The sequence below is a fragment of the Terrimonas rubra genome, assembly GCF_042686025.1.
Lineage (GTDB): Bacteria > Bacteroidota > Bacteroidia > Chitinophagales > Chitinophagaceae > Terrimonas > Terrimonas rubra.
Window position 1 is genome coordinate 214,900 of the sequence record NZ_JBHUOZ010000002.1, and the last position, 18,692, is coordinate 233,591.

Here is an 18,692-nt window from a genome sequence, read left to right on the forward strand (position 1 = left end):
AAACATTTTCGCCCACTTATAACATTTGCTATACTTTTGCGGCATTATAACGATGCTTTATTACCAGTGATGAAACGTAGCATGCGAATTTTTCTCTCAGCGAAGAATGCCTGTGCGAAGTTCCATTCAACAAAATGATCATCTGCCATTGGTGGAAAAATTAAAAATATACGAATGAAAACAACCCCATTTACAAACAAACACATAGCCCTGGGAGCTAAAATGGCCGATTTTGCCGGCTACAATATGCCTATCTCTTATACCGGTATTAACGATGAACACCAGGCCGTACGCAATAACGCCGGTGTGTTTGACGTAAGCCATATGGGCGAGTTTATTTTAAAAGGCGAACATGCGCTGGACCTTATCCAGCGTGTAACCAGCAATGATGCATCCAAGCTAAAAAACGGCCAGGCGCAGTATAGCTGTTTACCTAATAACGAAGGCGGTATTGTCGATGACCTGCTGGTATATTGTATCGAGGAGAATAAAGTATATATGCTGGTGGTGAATGCTTCAAATATTGAAAAAGACTGGAACTGGATCAGCAGCCATAATACCAACAATGCAGAGATGCATAATATCTCTGATAAAACTGCATTACTGGCCATACAGGGCCCTAAAGCCACCCAGATATTACAACCACTGACCGACGTGGATATCCTCAACCTGAAGTATTACACTTTTGTAAAAGGAACATTTGCCGGTGTAGAGAATGTCTTGATCAGCGCAACGGGTTATACCGGCGCCGGTGGAGTGGAAATTTATTTTGAAGATAAAGATGGTGCAGCAGACAAGATATGGGACAGTATTTTTAAAGCCGGTGCCGAAGCCGGTATCAAACCCATAGGCCTGGGCGCCAGGGATACCTTACGCCTGGAAATGGGCTTTTGTTTATATGGTAATGATATTGATGATACCACCTCTCCCCTGGAAGCCGGTTTAGGCTGGATCACCAAATTCACCAAAGACTTTTCGTCCAAAGCTATTTTTGAAAAACAGAAGGCTGAAGGCCTTACCCGCAAGCTGGTAGGCTTTGAAATGATTGACAAGGGCATTCCCCGTCATGGATATGTTATTGCAGATGAAGCGGGCAATGATATTGGTGTGGTAACATCCGGTACACAGTCGCCCAGCCTGAGTAAAGCCATAGGCCTGGGTTATGTACAAAAAGATTTTGCCGGTTTTGATACGAATATTTATATCAAGGTACGTGACAAATTATTAAAAGCGAAAGTGGTAAAACTGCCGTTTTAAAAGAAAACCCCCTCATAACAGAGGGGTTTTTCTTTATCAAATTACTTATACGATCTTCACCGGTTTTTTATGTTCATCAATAGCAACAAAAGTGAAACTGCCGGTGATGGCTTTCTCCCTGTTGTCAGAATACATTTCCTCCACGTAAATCTCTACATGTACCTTCAGGCTGGTATTACCCACATGTATCACTTTACCAATCAGTTCTACTAATGTACCGGAGGGAATAGGCCTGTTAAAATCTATACGGTCGCTGCTTACCGTTACCACCCGCTGGCGGGTAAAACGGGTAGCGGTTATAAATGCCACTTCATCCATCAGGTGCATGGCCGTCCCTCCGAATAAAGTATCATAGTGATTAGTGGTATTGGGGAAAACAGCTTTAAAAATATGGGTCTCCGATGCTGCGATACGTTCGTCTATCGTCATGATATTATTTGTTTTTTGTAAACAGCGTTGAAATTTTTTGCATTCGCTCCTGTTGTTGTAATAAATGAAATTCGTTTTTAAGGTCACGCAGGCAGGCAGCACACAGGCAATCGGTATATTTTGCAGCAATAAAACTTCTTTCTTCAACGGTCAGTGTAACGGTAGTGCATTGACACAAACTGATGGAGCCGGCCTTACATTCAAAGCCGCCATGGCAACGGGGACAAAAAGTCTGTTCGTGTTTACACATGCTGCAATGTAATTAATTAAGCGATAAAAGAGTTCAAATTTGTACAGGCCGGTGTTTTGCCTGTGCAGTAAAGAACAACCGGTAATGCCGAAACAATGCTTTAACCTAAATTAACCTTAATCAAAGCATCATTAACCCGGCGGTAACCGGTATAAGAATACTTTCGTACCCGTAAAAAAACAGCTATTTATGAGGTATGGTTTTATATTACTACTGGTATTGTTTGGTACAGCTAACGCAGTATTTGCCCAGGATAAAGGAAAGGTACAGGGACTGGCTTTCGACTCTTTAAACAACCGTGCTATTCCCGATGCCACCATCACGGTATTATTAAAAAAAGATTCTTCCCTGGTAAGTTTTGGTATGACCGATGCAGCCGGGCGCTTTGAGATCACCGGCCTGAAAAATGGCGATTACCGTTTACTGATTACACATGTGGCTTACCATAATAAAAACCAGTTCTTCACCATTGATGATAATAACAGGCAGGTACAGCTGGGTAATATAAAAATGGACGATAAAACACAGGTATTGGATGAAGTAGTAGTTACCAGTGAAGCCCCGCCCGTGACCATGGTAGGCGATACCATACAATACAATGCCGGCTCGTTTAAAACCCAGCCTAATGCCAGCGTAGAGCAGTTGTTGAAAAGAATGCCCGGCATGGAGGTAGATAAGGATGGCACGATCCGTGCACAGGGACAAAAAGTAAATAAAGTGCTGGTAGATGGTAAAGAGTTTTTTGGTAATGATCCTAAGATAGCCACCAAGAACTTACCGGCCGATGCCATAGACAAGGTACAGGTATATGATAAACAAAGTGACCAGGCTGCCATGACCGGCTTTGATGACGGCAATGGCGAGCGGACCATTAACCTTAAACTTAAGGCCGATAAGAAAAAAGGCATGTTTGGTAAAATTATGGGCGGTGGCGGCACCCGTGATACCAAAGAAGGACGCTTTAATATTAATTCATTCAAAGGGGCCAGGCAGGCATCGGTAATTGGTATGGGTAATAATACCAATACAGAAGGTTTCTCTTTTACGGACATGATGAGCTTTACCGGTGAGCTGAGCCGTATGATGCGTGGCGGTGGTGGTACCATCAGCGATGCCACAGCAGCCATGCTGGCCGGGGCCGGCAATACCAACCAGGGTATCCGTACCATCTGGGGCGGTGGGTTGAACTATAATGATATGTTCGGTACCAAAACCGATTTCAGAAGTAACTATTTTTATAATCATTTCAATCCCAAAACCAGCAGCGAACGCCTGCGCGAATACCTGTTACCCGACTCCAGCTATTTTAACAGGCAAAATGCTTATACCGATAACGCAGCCAACAGTCACCGTTTAAACTTCATCATCGACCAGTTCATTGATACCTTTCACTCTATCAAAATATCTCCTTCCATCGGCTATCAGCATTCGGATAACAGGTCCCGTACAGACTTTAAACAATGGGGATCGGATGGTGTGACCAGCAACGACGGTTATACCTATAACCGCAGCAATAACAAAGGTTTTAATTTTAATAACGAGATATTATTCCGTAAAAAATTCAGGCGTCGTGGCCGTACCTTATCACTGAGTTTACTCACTACTTTTAACGATAACAATGGTACCGGCAACCTGGAAACCGTCAATAACTTTTATGACCGGCTGGGTGCTAAACTGCGGGCCGATTCCATTAACCAGTATATTGAGAACGACAGCCGGTTAAGTGGTTATAATGCCAAACTGGTGTATACAGAGCCGATCTTCCGCTCTTCCTTACTGGAACTCAGTGCCAGCAATGCCCGTACTAAAAATGTATCCAATAAAACAACTTACGATTTTAATAATGTAAATGATAAGTTTGACCGCTTCAACGATTCATTGAGCAATGACTTTTTAAACATCTATGCCAATACCCAGGCCGGTGCAAGGGTGCGTACCCAAAAATCCAAATACAATTATTTTGTAGGCTTAAACTGGCAGTATGCTTACCTGGAAGGAAAAGTAGTAAGTGGTATTAAAGATTCTATTATCAATAAACACTTCAATAACCTGCTGCCATCTGCCAGGTTCCAGTATAAGTTTACCCGTTACAAAAGTATTACAGCCGATTACCAGACCTATACCACACAACCCACAGTCAGCCAGTTACAGCCGGTTCCAGATATCAGCAGCCCCCTGTTACAAAGAGAAGGTAACCCTGACTTAAAACAGGAATACTCGCATAATGTGCGTTTAAACTATAACAGCATCAACCCCTTCCGTAACAAAAACTTCTTTGCCACCTTCAGTGCCACCAAAACCAATAACAAGATCGTGAATGCAGATAGTTTACTGGCATCGGGTACCAGGGTTACCAAACCGGTGAATGTAGACGGGGTATATAATGTAAATGGTAATGTAAGTACCGGCATACCGGTAAAAGCATTAAAGACCGATTTTCGTTTAGGAGCAACAGTTGCCTACAATCGTGGTGTACAGTTTACCAATGGCGCTGAGAACCTCATCAATACCTATACCGTTGGGCCGCGTTTAAATATAGATATTAACCCCAGCGATAAAATTGACCTGATGTTCGGTACCCGCCTGAACTATAACCGCAGTACTTATTCCCTGGATAATAAGTTTAACAACACTTACTTTTCACAATACTACGAGGCCGAGTTTAACTGGCAGATGCCCGCAGGATTTTATTTCAGCACCGATTTTAACTATACCATCAATAACCAGTTATCCAGTGGCTTTAATGCCAGGATACCATTATGGGGAGCATCGATCAGCAAACAATTCTTAAAAAACAACCGGGGTGAATTAAAAATACGTGTCAACGATATTTTAAATAAAAACATTTCGGTAGACCGTACCAGCAACCAAAACTATATTGAAGACAGGTTGGTAAACACGCTTAGCCGTTATGGTCTTATCAGCTTTACCTATAGCTTAAGCAAAACCGGTCTGGGTGGCGGCGGATCCGGTCCCAAAGTAACGTTCCAGGCGAGATAACCGGAAGCAAAAAGTTAAAAGAGAAGGGAGAAACAATTGTTACTCCCTTCTCTTTTATGTTACAAAGCGTTCTTATAAAATACGATGTTTAGTAAACAGCACAATGAAAAGAATGACCGTTACTGCTTACAAAATAATAAACACCGGAAGAGTTCTCCTTTAATTCAATACCACCACATTAGCGATCAGTTGAGCTCCTACACCGGCTAAAAACCCGGTATATACTTCAAAAGTATTGTGGCTGCCACTTATCAGACGGGCTGTACATACAAGGCCGGCGATAATAAAGGCAACAGACAGGTAAACCGCAAAATGCAGTGACTGCTGCAGGGCAATTGTAACCAGGAAGGTGACCATGGTGCCTACACCAATGGCGTGTAAACTGATCTTAAATTTTATATTGGCCAGCATGGCAATAATGGAAGCGGCAAATATACCCAGGGCCAGTGCCACCAGTTCTTTGGGATAATCAGGCAGGTTACGCCATACATGCCAGATCCAGAAATACCAGGTCATGTTGGCGATAAGTGGTATGATACGGTCTTTTTGGGTAGGCAGCTGGATACTGTCAATAAATTTCAGTGCTTTTAATAACAAGGTAGTAATGATGGGAAAGAAGCTGAACATCATAAAGGCCTGCGCCACTACCAGTATTTTATTTTTGGGTGAAAAGCCAACAAACATATTAGGATGTTCGTACACTAAAAACAACACCACATATACAGGTACAAAACAAGGATGGAAAAGGTAAGAGATAAGCTTAGCCAAAAACTTAAGCACCGGGTGGGTGGTTTCCGGTTCTCCGTTTGCTGAAGCGATACTGCCATTATCCGTTATGGGTAGGGTTTGCATAAAATTTCCTATAAATGGATCAGCTGCAAAGGTAACCCTTTGTTTTTATGTAATTTATCCCTTACCGGTTTTTGATTTTTTAATCTTTCCTTTTGAATTTTAATCCCTCCGCATTGCTTACACTCGTTAGTTTTTGTACCTTTACAGGTAATAATATAGTTTGCCCGTGGAAAATGTTGAACAAAAATTTCAGTCCGCTATTGATGCGGAAATAAAAATAGAACCCCGTAACTGGATGCCGGATGCGTACAGGAAAACGCTTATCCGGCAGATAAGCCAGCATGCGCATAGTGAGATCGTGGGCATGTTACCTGAAGGCGCCTGGATCACCCGGGCTCCCTCCTTAAAACGTAAAGCCATTTTACTGGCCAAAGTGCAGGACGAGGCCGGTCACGGATTATACCTGTATTCTGCCGCCGAAACCCTGGGCGAAAGCCGTGAGCAGATGATCAATGACCTGCACAGCGGTAAAGCCAAATACTCCTCCATATTTAATTACCCCACCATTAGCTGGGCCGATATGGGCGCTATTGGCTGGCTGGTAGATGGCGCTGCTATTTTAAACCAGGTAATGTTATGCCGTACTTCTTATGGTCCTTATGCCAGGGCGATGGTACGTATATGCAAGGAAGAAAGTTTTCACCAGCGCCAGGGCTTTGATATTTTATTAACGCTGGCCAATGGTACCCCCGAACAAAAAGCCATGTGCCAGGATGCCATTAACCGCTGGTGGTGGCCATCGCTGATGATGTTTGGTCCAAAGGACAGCGAAAGCACCAACAGCGATCAAAGCATGAAATGGAAAATAAAACGCAAGAGCAATGATGAGCTAAGACAGAACTTTGTGGACATGTGTGTACAGCAGGTAAAAGTGTTAGGTATGACCTTGCCCGACCCGGACCTTAAATGGAACGAGGGCAAACAACAACACGACTGGGGCGAGATAGACTGGGACGAATTTTGGGCAGTGGTAAAAGGCAACGGCCCCTGTAATAAAGAAAGACTGGACGCACGCCGTAATGCCTGGAATAAGGGGGCATGGGTACGTGAAGCAGCCGCTGCACATGCGGCCAAACAAGCAGCCAAACAAAAACAACAAGCGGCCTAATACATAACTTATGATGTTTACTTTTTTAAAAAAATATTATTACGGTGATATACCGGAAGATAAAGCGGGAGGTGTTATAGATGCTTCGCAGGCTACCAATAACGACTGGCCTTTGTGGGAGGTTTTTATACGCAGCAAACAAGGATTAGATCATAAACATGTAGGCAGCCTGCATGCAGCCGATGCACAAATGGCCATTGAAAATGCAAGGGACGTATATACCCGCCGTGCCGAAGGTGTAAGCATCTGGGTAGTGCCCAGTAACCAGGTACATGCCAGCGAAGCGGATGAGGCAGAGAGTTTGTACGAACCGGCCATAGACAAAATATACCGGCATCCCACTTTTTATCACCTGCCGGATGAAGTAGGACATATGTAATGATTTAAGATTGCTGATTTAAGGATGTATGATTATGTAGCCATCTGCAGTACTACTGGCATCGTCCCTTGCGTCGCACACTTCTACACCATCAACCTTATTCAGCATAAGGAAAGCGAAAGAACTGAACATTGAACTTTTGAACAATTGAACCTTTGAACTTTTTAACCGCAAACAATGACCCATCGTATAAAACATATATTACACCTGGCTGATAATGCCCTTATCCTGGGTCATCGTAACAGCGAATGGTGTGGCCATGGCCCCGTACTGGAGCAGGACATTGCATTGACCAATATATCCCTTGACCTGATCGGGCAGGCACGCAGCTTTTACCAGCATGCGGCAATATTATTAGGAGAAGACTATAACGAAGATAAACTGGCTTATTTCCGTGATCCCCATGAGTTTTTAAACTGCCTGATGGTAGAGCAGCCGAACGAGGAGGACTGGGGACTGACCATTTTACGCCAGTTTTTTGTAAGCAACTATCAATACCATCTTTACCAGCAGTTACAGCACCATCCCGATGAGCAGGTAGCGGCTATTAGTGCCAAGGCGTTAAAAGAAGTAACCTATCATTTACGCTGGAGCAGCGAGTGGGTTATCCGCCTGGGTGATGGTACCGAAGAAAGTAATGGCCGCATGCATAATGCATTGCAACAATTATGGCCATATACGACCGAAATTCTTACGCCTGCTGATTATGAGACCGGCTTTATCGACTTTTCTTTATTGCAGGAACAATGGCGCCAAAAAACAACAGCCGTTTTAGCGGAAGCCACTTTAGCTATACCGGCCAATGAAACGCAGCAAACCGGCGGCAAATCCGGAAATCATACTGTTCATCTTAACGATATTTTAGCCGTAATGCAAACCCTACCACGTACCCATCCCGACGCAATATGGTAAACAGTATGGTCATATCAACCCAACAGGTATGGGAGGCATTAGCACATGTGACCGACCCCGAAATACCGGTGCTCAGTATCATTGACCTGGGCATAGTACGGAATGTAACGGTGAACGGCAAGGAAGCCGTGGTTACCATTACGCCTACTTATACCGGCTGTCCGGCCATGGATGTCATTGGCGCAACCATTAAAATGGAACTGCTGGCGCTGGGTTTTGATACAGTAACGGTAAACCAGGTATTATCACCCGCCTGGACCACCGATTGGATGAGTGAAGAGGGTAAAGCCAAACTAAAAGCCTACGGCATTGCACCGCCCAACCACAAACAACAGGTTTGCAGCTTAGAATTATTTACACCGCACGAAGCCGTGCAATGCCCGCATTGTAATGCCTACCATACCCACCGCATCAGCGAGTTTGGCAGCACTGCCTGTAAGGCGTTATACCAGTGTGATGAGTGTAAGGAAGTGTTTGATTATTTTAAATGTTACTAGAGCTTTATTAAATACTAAGCCCCATCAAAGATGGGGCTTAGTATTTAATATTTAAAAACCTTGAATGCCTAATGCTTCTTTTTTAAAGTTAAAAGGCCATTCCCAAAATTGGAACTTCCAGCCGTAAAATTTAAAACTACGCTAATCTTCTCATCGCATGGAACTACAACACTGTTAGCATCGGCCACACTTTTTGCGGAATACACTGTCCCTGTCGCAGAATAAGACCCAAAGGCTGTTAATGGAACTGAGGTTGCAAAAGTATTGGGGTTAACATCAATTAATAAAGGCTGGTGATTAAAGGGTGTAGGATAGTCAAACCTGATTTTACCGCCCACAACGCTTAGTGTTACTATATCACCTGGAAAATAGTCTTCCCAATCATCTCTCAAAACTTCAAAATTTCCGCTAAACACATTAATATTAAAAGGACAATACTGTTGTAATACTACCTTAGCCACAGTTCCTCCTACAAAAAATGGTGCATCTCCAGATGTTAATGTAAACACAAGGGTATCTTTACGACCACCATTGTAACCATTAAAAAGACCTTTTACAGAAATTGAGTCTATTGTCTGACCTGCTGGTATAGTAATAGTTTTAGAAGGTAACGTATACTGGGTCCCTTCCACTGCGCCAGTTGGAGAAGAAACTGTAAAAGTAAATGTCTTATTAACTGATGAGGGCTGTGTCAGTCCTACCGCAATTTTAAATACCGATGCCGCATCATCTCTAACCGGATATGACAACGTTGCAGTGTTAAGAAACTTTGCTAATTCGGGCGGCCTCGTAAAATCTTTCTTTTTACAGGAGTTTCCTACAAAAATAACACTTATTAAAAGTATTGATAATAGATATATATATTTTCTCATAATTATAGAATTTATCTATAGGTTGGGTTTTGAATCATGTTTTCGTTTGCCTGCATTTCCGAATTTGGGATTGGGAAATAATACTCTTTTGCTGTTGGCAATAAAGTAACAGCTCCCAATGCATTTTCTGCGTCCTGGGGAATCCGGGTCACCGGTAATTTATGCCTGTGGAGGTCATGTATACGCTGTCCTTCAAAAGATAGCTCTTTATATCTTTCCAGTAAAATCGCATCAATTAAAGTTTCTTTTGTTGTAAACGTTGCATCAACATAACCATTAATCCTGGCTCTTCTAAGGAAATTTAAATCAGCTGTGCCCAGGTTTAACTGGCCAGTTTTCTCAGCATAAGCCTCAGCACGGATCAGGTACATTTCCGCGGTCCTGAAGTTTTTAATATCAGCCCGGTTAGGTTCTGCCGCATCGCCGCCAACATACTTTCCAATGGAAAACCTGTTAGCTCCTGAACGAACTAAAACAGTGCTTGCATATCTTATATCATTAGTCGCATCAAAAAGCGCTAACATTTCATATGCAACCGCATACATGATCTTTGCCTGTGAACGATCATAAAAGTTATCTCCAAACCTGGTTTGCCCTGTTACTCTTTTCGTTTTAAAGATAACTTCACTTTCCGAAGCATCTGTCCAGATTAACGGATAGGCTGTTCTAGTTGCTAAAGGAACAGCATTAATAGCAGCTGTAGCTGCCGATATTGCACCATCCCAATCTTTCGCATATAAAGCGGTTCGTGCCCTTATTGCATAAACGGCAGACAATGTTACTCGGTTATTATTAGTAAAGCTGGCAGGAATTAATGCTTCGGCATTGGTTAAATCGGTTCTGATATTTGCAAATACATTCTGCACTGTTTCTCTGGCAGGTTTGCTAATAACAGCTGTCTTCATATATGGTACAGCCAATGATCCGGGGTCAAAGTTCTCAGCAAAATTAATCAGCAGTTGCAAATGACAATAAGCCCTTATAGCTGTAGCCTCGCCTATTAATTGTTTTCTTAAAGCTTCCTGAACAGGATTGATGCCTGTAAGTTTTTCGGCACCTGCAATAACCCTGTTTGCCCTGTCAATGGTAAAATAATATGCTGCCCATGCGGCAGTAACATCACCACTTGTGGCATCCACTTGCCACCTGTAAGTATTTACACCGCGGCCGGTATTATTTTCAATATGCAAATTTGCCTCGTCTGAGTATAGAACAGACGCATAAATTTCATTATCAAAAGCTCCGTTTAACTGTGCATATACACCTATCAAAGCCTTTTCCACATCAGGCACACTTTTAAAAACGGCACTTTCCGGAACCTGATCCGGTGGAACGAGATCCAGTTGCTTTTTACATGCAAATAAAACCGGGGTAAATAAAAAGAGAAATATATATTTTCTTAAGCTCATAGCTTTTTATTTTAAATGTTAAAAGTTAAGGCTGATCCCGGCAGTGATCGTTCTTGCTGCAGGATATTCAAATTGCGCAATATTATTATTATCCTCAGGATCAAAACTGGTCCACCTGGTCCAGGTAAGCAGATTTTGTCCTTGCAGGTAAACCCTGATATTGGTTATTCCTTTCACACGCTCCAGTAAAGATTGTGGGATAGTATAACTCAAGTTCACATTTCTTAACCGTAAATAAGAAGCATCCTGTATGTCTTTAGAAGAGAACTGGCGTGCTGTACCAAATTTTTGTATATCAGTTACATCACCTGGTTTTCTCCAGCGTCTTAGCATGGCTGTTCCCTGGTTACTGGTAGCAAAGTTTGGAACCTGGTTGAAGTAATCTTCATTATTAAACCTTTTATTACCCCCTGCATAAGAGAAGAAAATATCTAAACCGATGCCTTTATATGTTAAGGTAGAGTTGATACCGCCATTATATTTAGGCAACCAACTGCCGTAACCAACATTACTTTGGGCTGTTCTGTCATAGTTTGTAGTAACTGTGCCATCCAGGTTATAATACAATGGATTTCCTGTTGCCGCATCAACACCTGCCCATTTAGGTAAATAGTGTGTTCCCATTGGTAAACCAACACGGATAATAGAAGTACCCAAAATAAATTCGTTCACCTGTCCCAAGTCGGTAATTTCATTCTTATTAAACGAAATATTTCCGCCTACTGTCCAGGTTAAATCTCTTTTACGAACAACATCTCCGGCTAAAACAAATTCCCATCCTGTATTTTTTAAGGTACCCGCATTAATGCTTAAAGATCCAATACCCGCAGTTGCAGATAACCTTTGGTCAATAAATAGGTTCTCCGTTAATTTATTATAAAAATCTACTGAACCCCTGATCCTGTTTTTGAAAAAACCATAATCAACTCCGATATTAAGTGTCTTGGCATATTCCCAATCATATGATTCGTTGTTAATATTGGTTAGTCCAAAGCCAGTTGTTCCGGCATATCTCGTAGCACCATATAAGGCCATATAACCAAAGCCAGTAATCGGGCTTGCTGTTAAGCCATAACTTGCTCTAACTGATAAATCAGAAATCCAGTTGATATTTTTAATAAAATCTTCTCTGCCTGCATTCCAACCGGCACCTACAGAGTAAAATGATTTCCATCTGTTTGCAAGAGGCATACTTGATGTTCCGTCATACCTGTAGCTTGCGTTTAATATATATTTATCATCCAATATATATTTACCCACAACTACGAGTGATTGTAAAGCATGTATAGAACCGCTGCCGCCTACAGTTGGAATAAATCGACCCTGGCCATTCACAACCGATCCCGGAGTAATGCCTGCAGGAGAGTTTTGCAATAATGGTTCAATACCAAAGCCGGTATAATTGAAGTTTCTGGTTGTTGATTTTGTAGTTTCAAATATTGCATTCAGATCAATAGAATGTCTCTTGCTGATTAATTTATTATAGTTAAAACCAGCGTTTCCAAATAATCTGACAAACCGTCCCACAGACTCGCCAAACGATCCTTGTCCACCAGCCACCTGACCTCCGGTATAGGTTCCTGGCAGTATTTGTCTTCTGCCCATAACCTCACGATAGTCAATACCTGAAGTAGAAACTATGGAAAGACCATCAAATAATTTGTAGCGCAGGTTAAGACCTACCACCCCTTTTATTTCATTGCTCTTGTTAGTAGTTGACATTAATCTCTCTAATGCAGTAGAACCTTCTCTCTGGTCATAAGTAACTACGTTTCCAAAAAAAGCTGAATTATTAGCCGCAACCAACACCCCGTTAATATAAGGCTGCTCATACGGCAATGCATAATAGATAGATGCAAACGGATTAGTTACAGCCGTAGTATTTTCGGACTCAATTATACTTGATTGAGAGTAGTTTAAGGTAGTGCTCAAAGAGGCAGTAAACTTATCCGTCTTAAAATCAAGATTCGTTCTAAAAGAATAACGTTCCAGGTTCGAACGAATAGCAATACCTTCTTGTTTATAATAGTCTAAAGAAGTATAAAATGATAGCTTTTCAGAACCACCCGTAGCAGTGAACTGGTGCTGCTGGAAAGAACCTTGTCTGAAAAAGATATCAGTCCAGTCGATATTCATTCCGGCTAAACTATCTCTTATTGCATCGTAACGTTCTAATGTTGCTTCTGGCAATGAGGCGTTTGAGGGGTTAAACCTTGAAAAACGCCATCCAGGACCAATATTAACACCGTTTTCTCTTCCAACTTCTTCCTCATATTGAATTCTTTGTTTAGAATCCATCATTTCAAACTTTGGCCTTGTTCTGTTGCTTACACCATATTGAGAATTGATTCCAAAAACAACTTTACTATTGGTTTTTCCTCGTTTGGTTGTAATTACAATTACACCATTTGCTCCTCTGGATCCATACATAGCCGTTGCAGACGCATCTCTCAATACATCTACCGTTTCAATATCGGAAGAACTTAGTGAGGCAAAAGCTGCTGCCTGAATAGGAATACCATCCATAATATAAAGTGGCGTACTGCTACCACTAATACTACCTACACCCCTTATAATAACATTTGCCGCTGTTCCTGGTTGGCCCGAACCAGCAGTAACATATAAACCGGGAGCACGGCCCTGGAGTAATTGGTCAATACTGCCGTTAGGAACCTGGTTAATGGCCTTACTTTCAACTTTTGCCGAAGCCCCAACAAAGTCCCTGCGTCTTTCACGGGTATAACCTGTAATTACAACGTCTGTAAGTTCATCCGAAAGACTTTTTAAAGTGACATTAATAACAGATGAAGAACCAATAGCGATAGTAAGACTCTCAAAATCTACACTTGAAAAAACCAGTTCTTTTGCTGATGCCGGAACCGTAAGAGCATAGGTACCATCATCTTTAGTTGCAGAACCTGTTGTAGTTCCCTTAACGGTTACCGATGCACTTGGGATGGGATCCCCCTTTTCGTCAGTCACCTTACCTGTAATCGTCCTCTGAGCCAACAAACTACCTGCAGTACACAGGAATAGCGTCAGCAACATTAGCGTTTTTCTCATTTGCGAAGTTTTAGTTTTAAATTTTGGCCTGATAGCGTTTGCAAAATTAGTTCTTTACCCAAAAATTTAACAATATTTTGCAATTTTCTTAACAAAAAGACAGATGAGTGTTAAAAATTGCTGCGTGTTGAGTATAAAATATATAAAAAAAGGCTGTATCATTAAGATACAGCCCTTTGTATATACATGATTCTTTTAATCTATTTAGTACCCATCATTCTGTGGCATGGGGTTGGTTTGTAATTCCGCAAAAGGAATAGGCCAGGCCCAGAACCTGTCATTTGCAGGAAGTTCATCACCGCTGTTTCTTTCAATCACACGGTCAGTTCTTTTCAGGTCAAACCACCTGTGACCTTCTCCTAAAAGCTCTTTTCTTCTTTCCAGGGCGATGGCATTAATTAAAGCCTGTCCTACTTCTACACCCGGAACATAGTTCCTGATCCGGCTAGCTCTTAAGGTGTTCAGATCAAGCAATGCGTTCACCGCATCGGTACCGGTATTTCTCCTGGCAGCAGCTTCTGCCCTTATCAGGTACATCTCTGATGTTCTCAACACTTTCCAGTTAACATTACCATCGTTCAAACCTGTACGGCCCCTGAATTTATACAATACTTCTCTTGATACACCTCTTCTATCCACCGGCTGGATAAAGGCGTTAAGCCTGATATCACTGGTGCTGTAAGTAGCTCTCAGCAGGGGATCTACCCTGAATGAACTCCTGTTACCGCTTGGGAAGAAAATATTGGAACCCGGTGCACCCTGGCCCGCATCAAAATTAACCGTCCAGATCAATTCAATACTTGACTGATCAGTCCATATATTTCTATAGGCGGTACTGTCCGCAAGTCTTGCCAGCGGTATAGCGTTAATTACATCCGTAGCGTAATCAATGGCATTATCAAAGTCCTCCTGGTATAAGGAAATACGGGCAGCTATAGCTCTTGCCGCATTTAAATCAATATTACTCTTCCTTGTTGACGTGTTGATAGCCTGGTCAACATCTGCCAGCAGGTCCATCGCAGCGTTTAAGTCGGTCCATATTTTAGTTAAACTGGCACCAACGGTTAACCTGGTGGGTAAGGTAAACTTGTCAGTATCCTCTTTATAAGGAATGCCTTTACCTGTACCACCTTCGTCAAAATTCTCACCCCAGTATCTTAATACGTCAAAGTGTACATAAGCCCTTAACGCCAACGCCTGGCCTTTTAACCGGTTGGCTCTTTCGGGATCAGCGGCGCCAAATTTATCAACGTTATTGATAACAAAGTTGGCTTGTACAATAACGTTATAAGCCGCTTTCCAGATATTTTCAATATTTGATTCATCTGAAGCCGCTCCCCAATAGGTTAAAAGCACCAGGGCGCCCAGTGATTCACCGGTTTCTTCAAAATTATCGCCGATAATATCCGGCAGGGTAGAATAACCGGAAGAAGAGTTAAGATTACCATAATAATCAACATTTCTCAACTTAGCGTAAACACCACCCAGGATACGCTCAACATCGTCAAGATTTTGAATATTCTCCTCGTCAAAACTAAACGGAGGCTTAGTGTCTAATTGCTTTTTACATGATGTGGCAAATAAAGCAATCAACAAAACTGATGATATATATTTATATAGTTTCATAGTTATTTTTTTTCTTGTAATTAGAATCCGATATTAACACCAAAAGTAAATTGCTTCAAAGCAGGGTATTGCGCACCATTTAATATACCTGTCGAGATCTCCGGATCGTAGCCTGTATAATCGGTTACCGTAAGCAGGTTTATACCCTGGATAAAAATTCTGGTTGAAGACATTCCGGCTTTTCCCAGTATGCTCTTAGGCAAGCTGTAAGATAATGTCACATTTCTAAGACGAAGAAAATCTCCTTTTTCTATAAACCTGTCGGTTTCAGGAATAAATGTATTGTTTGGATCAGGGATATCAGTAATATCGCCAACATTTCTCCATTCTCTGGCCATATTCACACTGATATTATCATACAGGTAAGCAGGGTTCTCAAGGTTTACCCTGTCATTATTATAGATATAGTTACCCATGGCATAAGTCAGTAATGCAGATAACTCCAATCCTTTGTACCGGAAGCTGGTAGTAACACCACCAAAATAAGGAGCATCTGAAGTTCCGATCACCACTTTATTGGCCGGGTCATAATTGGCTGAAGTTGATTTGTCCAGGTTGTAGTACAACTGCTCACCGGTCTGAGGATCCACACCTGCAGCACGAACCAGGTAGAAGGAGTTAATAGGTTTTCCTACTTTTGTAATACCCATTCCGTCTACCTGCTCATTTTTACCGTCATATAATTCTTTTACACGGTTTCTGTTATAGGTAAAGTTTACACCCAGGTCCCATTCAAAATCACGGCTCTTAACAATGGTTCCGTTTAAGCCTACCTCAATACCCGAGTTTTGTAATTTACCCAGGTTGTAGTTGATGGCATTTACACCACTGGTTAATGATAAAGTACGGTCTATGAACAGGTCAACCGTATTATTATTATAGTACTCAACACTACCGGTTAACCGCCTGTTGAACAATTCAAAGTCAATACCGGTATTGAACATTCTTTTGGTTTCCCAACGCAGATCATTATTACCATACTGTATATAGTTATAATAAGAAGAGCCTGCATAAGTTGTTCTTCCAAATAAAGAACGGTTGCCAAAGTCGGCAATTCCTTCCTGGTTACCTACGGTACCATAACTTATTTTATAACGCAAAGTATTGATCCAGGCTGCATCCTGCAGAAAGTCTTCAGAAGATACTAACCAGCTGGCACCCACTGAACCAAAGTTTGCATAACGGTTCTCGCTACCAAACCTGGAAGAACCGTCTCTTCTTGCATTCAGGTTCAGGTAGTATTTGCCTTTATAACCATAGTTCACATCGGCAAAAATAGAAGACAAAGCATTTAATGTACCGTTACCTACAACGGTTGGGATATAACCGTTTGTTGCATTACCCGGGGTAATGGCAAACTCGTTGTTATAAGGTAAGGTAAGGCCATAACCTGTAAAGCCAAAGCTCCGGATATTTTGTTTTACAAACTCCTGGAATAAACCCACAGTTAATTCGTGATCACTGTTGATTTTTGTGGTATATGATAAAGAGGTTGTTCCGGTATAACGGAAACTGTTTCTTGAGCTCCTGTTCAGGCTACCATTATTACCCTGAGAAATAGAACCCTGGTATGTTTGCGGTGCTAAATACACATCACCTTCGTCCTGTGTAAAATCAGCACCCCAGTTTGTACGTAAAGCCAACCCTTTTAAGAAAGGGAAGTTATACTGAACAAAGAAGTTTCCGATTCCTTTGATCTGGTAAAAATTCCTTTTGTTCTGCTCAATTTCCTGTAATGGATTAGGCTGACCCGAAACGATAGCAGTATAATTACCATCTGCATCAAACGGCGTTTCGTAAGGATTTGCCCAACGGATAGCATTCAGCGGACTACCAATAAAGGCGTCATTTTCCTGGGTATTGTTAAATATTGAATAACCTACCTGGGTGTTTAAGCCGAAGGTCAGGTTTTTAGTGCCGCTTTCAATATTAAACCTGGCCGTATACCTTTTAAGCCTGGTTTCTTTTACGGTTCCGGTCTGGTCAAAGTATGAACCCGAAACATAATATTTTGTATTTTCTTTACCACCGCTTGCGCTTAACTGGTGGCTATTGGTTTGGCCGGTGTGAAATAACACATCCTGCCAGTTAGTATTGATTTTTGATAAGGCATCTATCTCAGCAGGAGTCCATCCATAAGGATTACCACCATAAGGGTTAGGTGAGTTTACCTCATAATCCAGTTTTTGTGCGCTGTTCATTACTTTTAACTTCGGCGTAGGGAATTTTGAAATACCATACTGACCATCATAGTTAAACGCAATTTTACCGGCTTGTCCTTTTTTGGTAGTGATCACCAGTACACCATTAGCACCCCTTGAGCCATAAATGGCTGTGGCAGACGCGTCTTTTAAAACGCTGATGTTGGCAAAGTCACCGGGGTTTAAAGTAGAAAAGTCGCTGGCATTTATCTGGATACCATCTACTATATATAATGGCGTATTTGATCCTAAAATAGAACCTTTACCACGGATCTGTACTGAAGCTGCAGCACCAGGCTGGCCACTCGGAGCCGTAACAGAAAGTCCCGGAGCCATACCCTGTAAGGCCTGGTCAAAAGAACCCAGTGTTACGTTCTCAATTTTGTCAGCGGTGATGACAGTAGAAGAGCCTGCCGATTTTTTCTTGATCTGTGTAGTATAACCAGTTACCACTATCTCCTCCAGGCTGCTCACTTCTGTCTGTAAGGTTACATTTAAGCTGGTGCCGGTGGCGGCAGACTCAAAGGTTTTATAACCTGATATAGAGAAAACCAGGGTTTTGCCATTAGGCAGGCTAATTGTATAATCGCCTGAGTCGTTGGTAGTTGTACCTGTAGAAGTTCCTTTTACAACAACCGATACACCGGAGAGGGGATCTCCTTTTTCATCAGTAACTTTTCCTGCAACCGTTCTTTGTGCAAACAATGTCCCTGTAACAGACAGGAACAAAGTTAGCAACACTAACATTTGTCTCATATTGGGTATTTTAAAATTTAATTTTCCACGGAATTAAAAAAAGACTACAATATTAAGTCATTCTTTTTAAACAACTTAACA

Annotated in this window: 14 protein-coding genes; 6 read left to right on the forward strand and 8 right to left on the reverse strand. The window is 41.9% G+C overall.

Annotation, left to right across the window (positions count from 1 at the left end):
• Window positions 1-174 precede the first annotated feature (174 nt).
• Complete coding sequence (gene gcvT, locus ACFS6H_RS09280) at window positions 175-1,257, forward strand: glycine cleavage system aminomethyltransferase GcvT (RefSeq protein ID WP_386097578.1); 1,083 nt, start codon at window positions 175-177, stop codon at window positions 1,255-1,257.
• A gap of 45 nt (window positions 1,258-1,302) precedes the next feature.
• On the opposite strand, the gene ACFS6H_RS09285 is transcribed toward gcvT, so the two are convergent.
• Together ACFS6H_RS09285 and ACFS6H_RS09290 are read right to left on the reverse strand one after the other, a co-directional pair.
• Window positions 1,303-1,686, reverse strand: coding sequence for an acyl-CoA thioesterase (locus tag ACFS6H_RS09285; protein WP_386097580.1), 384 nt, complete (start codon window positions 1,684-1,686; stop codon window positions 1,303-1,305).
• Between the two features lie 4 nt (window positions 1,687-1,690).
• Window positions 1,691-1,936, reverse strand: coding sequence for a cysteine-rich CWC family protein (locus tag ACFS6H_RS09290; RefSeq protein WP_386097582.1), 246 nt, complete (start codon window positions 1,934-1,936; stop codon window positions 1,691-1,693).
• A 189-nt stretch (window positions 1,937-2,125) separates the two neighbouring features.
• Here ACFS6H_RS09290 and ACFS6H_RS09295 point away from each other — a divergent pair, with 189 nt between their 5' ends.
• Window positions 2,126-4,936, forward strand: a complete 2,811-nt coding sequence (locus tag ACFS6H_RS09295) for an outer membrane beta-barrel protein (RefSeq protein ID WP_386097584.1) — start codon at window positions 2,126-2,128, stop codon at window positions 4,934-4,936.
• 159 nt (window positions 4,937-5,095) lie between these two features.
• Here ACFS6H_RS09295 and ACFS6H_RS09300 read toward each other — a convergent pair whose 3' ends face one another.
• On the reverse strand, window positions 5,096-5,788 hold the full coding sequence (locus ACFS6H_RS09300) for a hypothetical protein (RefSeq protein WP_386097586.1): 693 nt from the start codon (window positions 5,786-5,788) through the stop codon (window positions 5,096-5,098).
• Window positions 5,789-5,954: 166 nt separating this feature from the next.
• Between ACFS6H_RS09300 and paaA the strand changes: the two genes are divergently transcribed.
• The 4 genes from paaA to paaD all read left to right on the forward strand — a co-directional run bounded on the left by paaA (window position 5,955) and on the right by paaD (window position 8,684).
• The gene (gene paaA, locus ACFS6H_RS09305) at window positions 5,955-6,896 is read left to right on the forward strand and encodes a 1,2-phenylacetyl-CoA epoxidase subunit PaaA (RefSeq protein ID WP_386097588.1); all 942 of its coding nucleotides are present in this window, start codon (window positions 5,955-5,957) and stop codon (window positions 6,894-6,896) included.
• 10 nt (window positions 6,897-6,906) lie between these two features.
• On the forward strand, window positions 6,907-7,275 hold the full coding sequence (gene paaB, locus ACFS6H_RS09310) for a 1,2-phenylacetyl-CoA epoxidase subunit PaaB (RefSeq protein WP_386097590.1): 369 nt from the start codon (window positions 6,907-6,909) through the stop codon (window positions 7,273-7,275).
• Between the two features lie 177 nt (window positions 7,276-7,452).
• Window positions 7,453-8,187, forward strand: a complete 735-nt coding sequence (gene paaC, locus ACFS6H_RS09315; protein ID WP_386097592.1) for a 1,2-phenylacetyl-CoA epoxidase subunit PaaC — start codon at window positions 7,453-7,455, stop codon at window positions 8,185-8,187.
• A gap of 5 nt (window positions 8,188-8,192) precedes the next feature.
• Window positions 8,193-8,684 carry a 1,2-phenylacetyl-CoA epoxidase subunit PaaD gene (gene paaD, locus ACFS6H_RS09320; RefSeq protein WP_386097594.1) on the forward strand — a complete coding sequence of 164 codons (492 nt, stop codon included), beginning with the start codon at window positions 8,193-8,195 and terminating at the stop codon, window positions 8,682-8,684.
• 68 nt (window positions 8,685-8,752) lie between these two features.
• Here the strand turns inward: paaD and ACFS6H_RS09325 are convergent, their stop codons facing one another.
• From ACFS6H_RS09325 to ACFS6H_RS09345, 5 genes are all read right to left on the reverse strand, one after another.
• Complete coding sequence (locus ACFS6H_RS09325; protein WP_386097596.1) at window positions 8,753-9,556, reverse strand: hypothetical protein; 804 nt, start codon at window positions 9,554-9,556, stop codon at window positions 8,753-8,755.
• 11 nt (window positions 9,557-9,567) lie between these two features.
• Entirely contained in the window at window positions 9,568-10,965 is a 1,398-nt protein-coding gene (locus ACFS6H_RS09330; protein ID WP_386097598.1) for a RagB/SusD family nutrient uptake outer membrane protein, read from the reverse strand.
• 18 nt (window positions 10,966-10,983) lie between these two features.
• Window positions 10,984-14,028, reverse strand: a complete 3,045-nt coding sequence (locus ACFS6H_RS09335; RefSeq protein ID WP_386097600.1) for a SusC/RagA family TonB-linked outer membrane protein — start codon at window positions 14,026-14,028, stop codon at window positions 10,984-10,986.
• Window positions 14,029-14,232: 204 nt separating this feature from the next.
• The gene (locus ACFS6H_RS09340; protein WP_386097602.1) at window positions 14,233-15,654 is read right to left on the reverse strand and encodes a RagB/SusD family nutrient uptake outer membrane protein; all 1,422 of its coding nucleotides are present in this window, start codon (window positions 15,652-15,654) and stop codon (window positions 14,233-14,235) included.
• A 20-nt stretch (window positions 15,655-15,674) separates the two neighbouring features.
• Window positions 15,675-18,611, reverse strand: a complete 2,937-nt coding sequence (locus ACFS6H_RS09345; RefSeq protein WP_386097604.1) for a SusC/RagA family TonB-linked outer membrane protein — start codon at window positions 18,609-18,611, stop codon at window positions 15,675-15,677.
• Window positions 18,612-18,692: the final 81 nt, after the last annotated feature.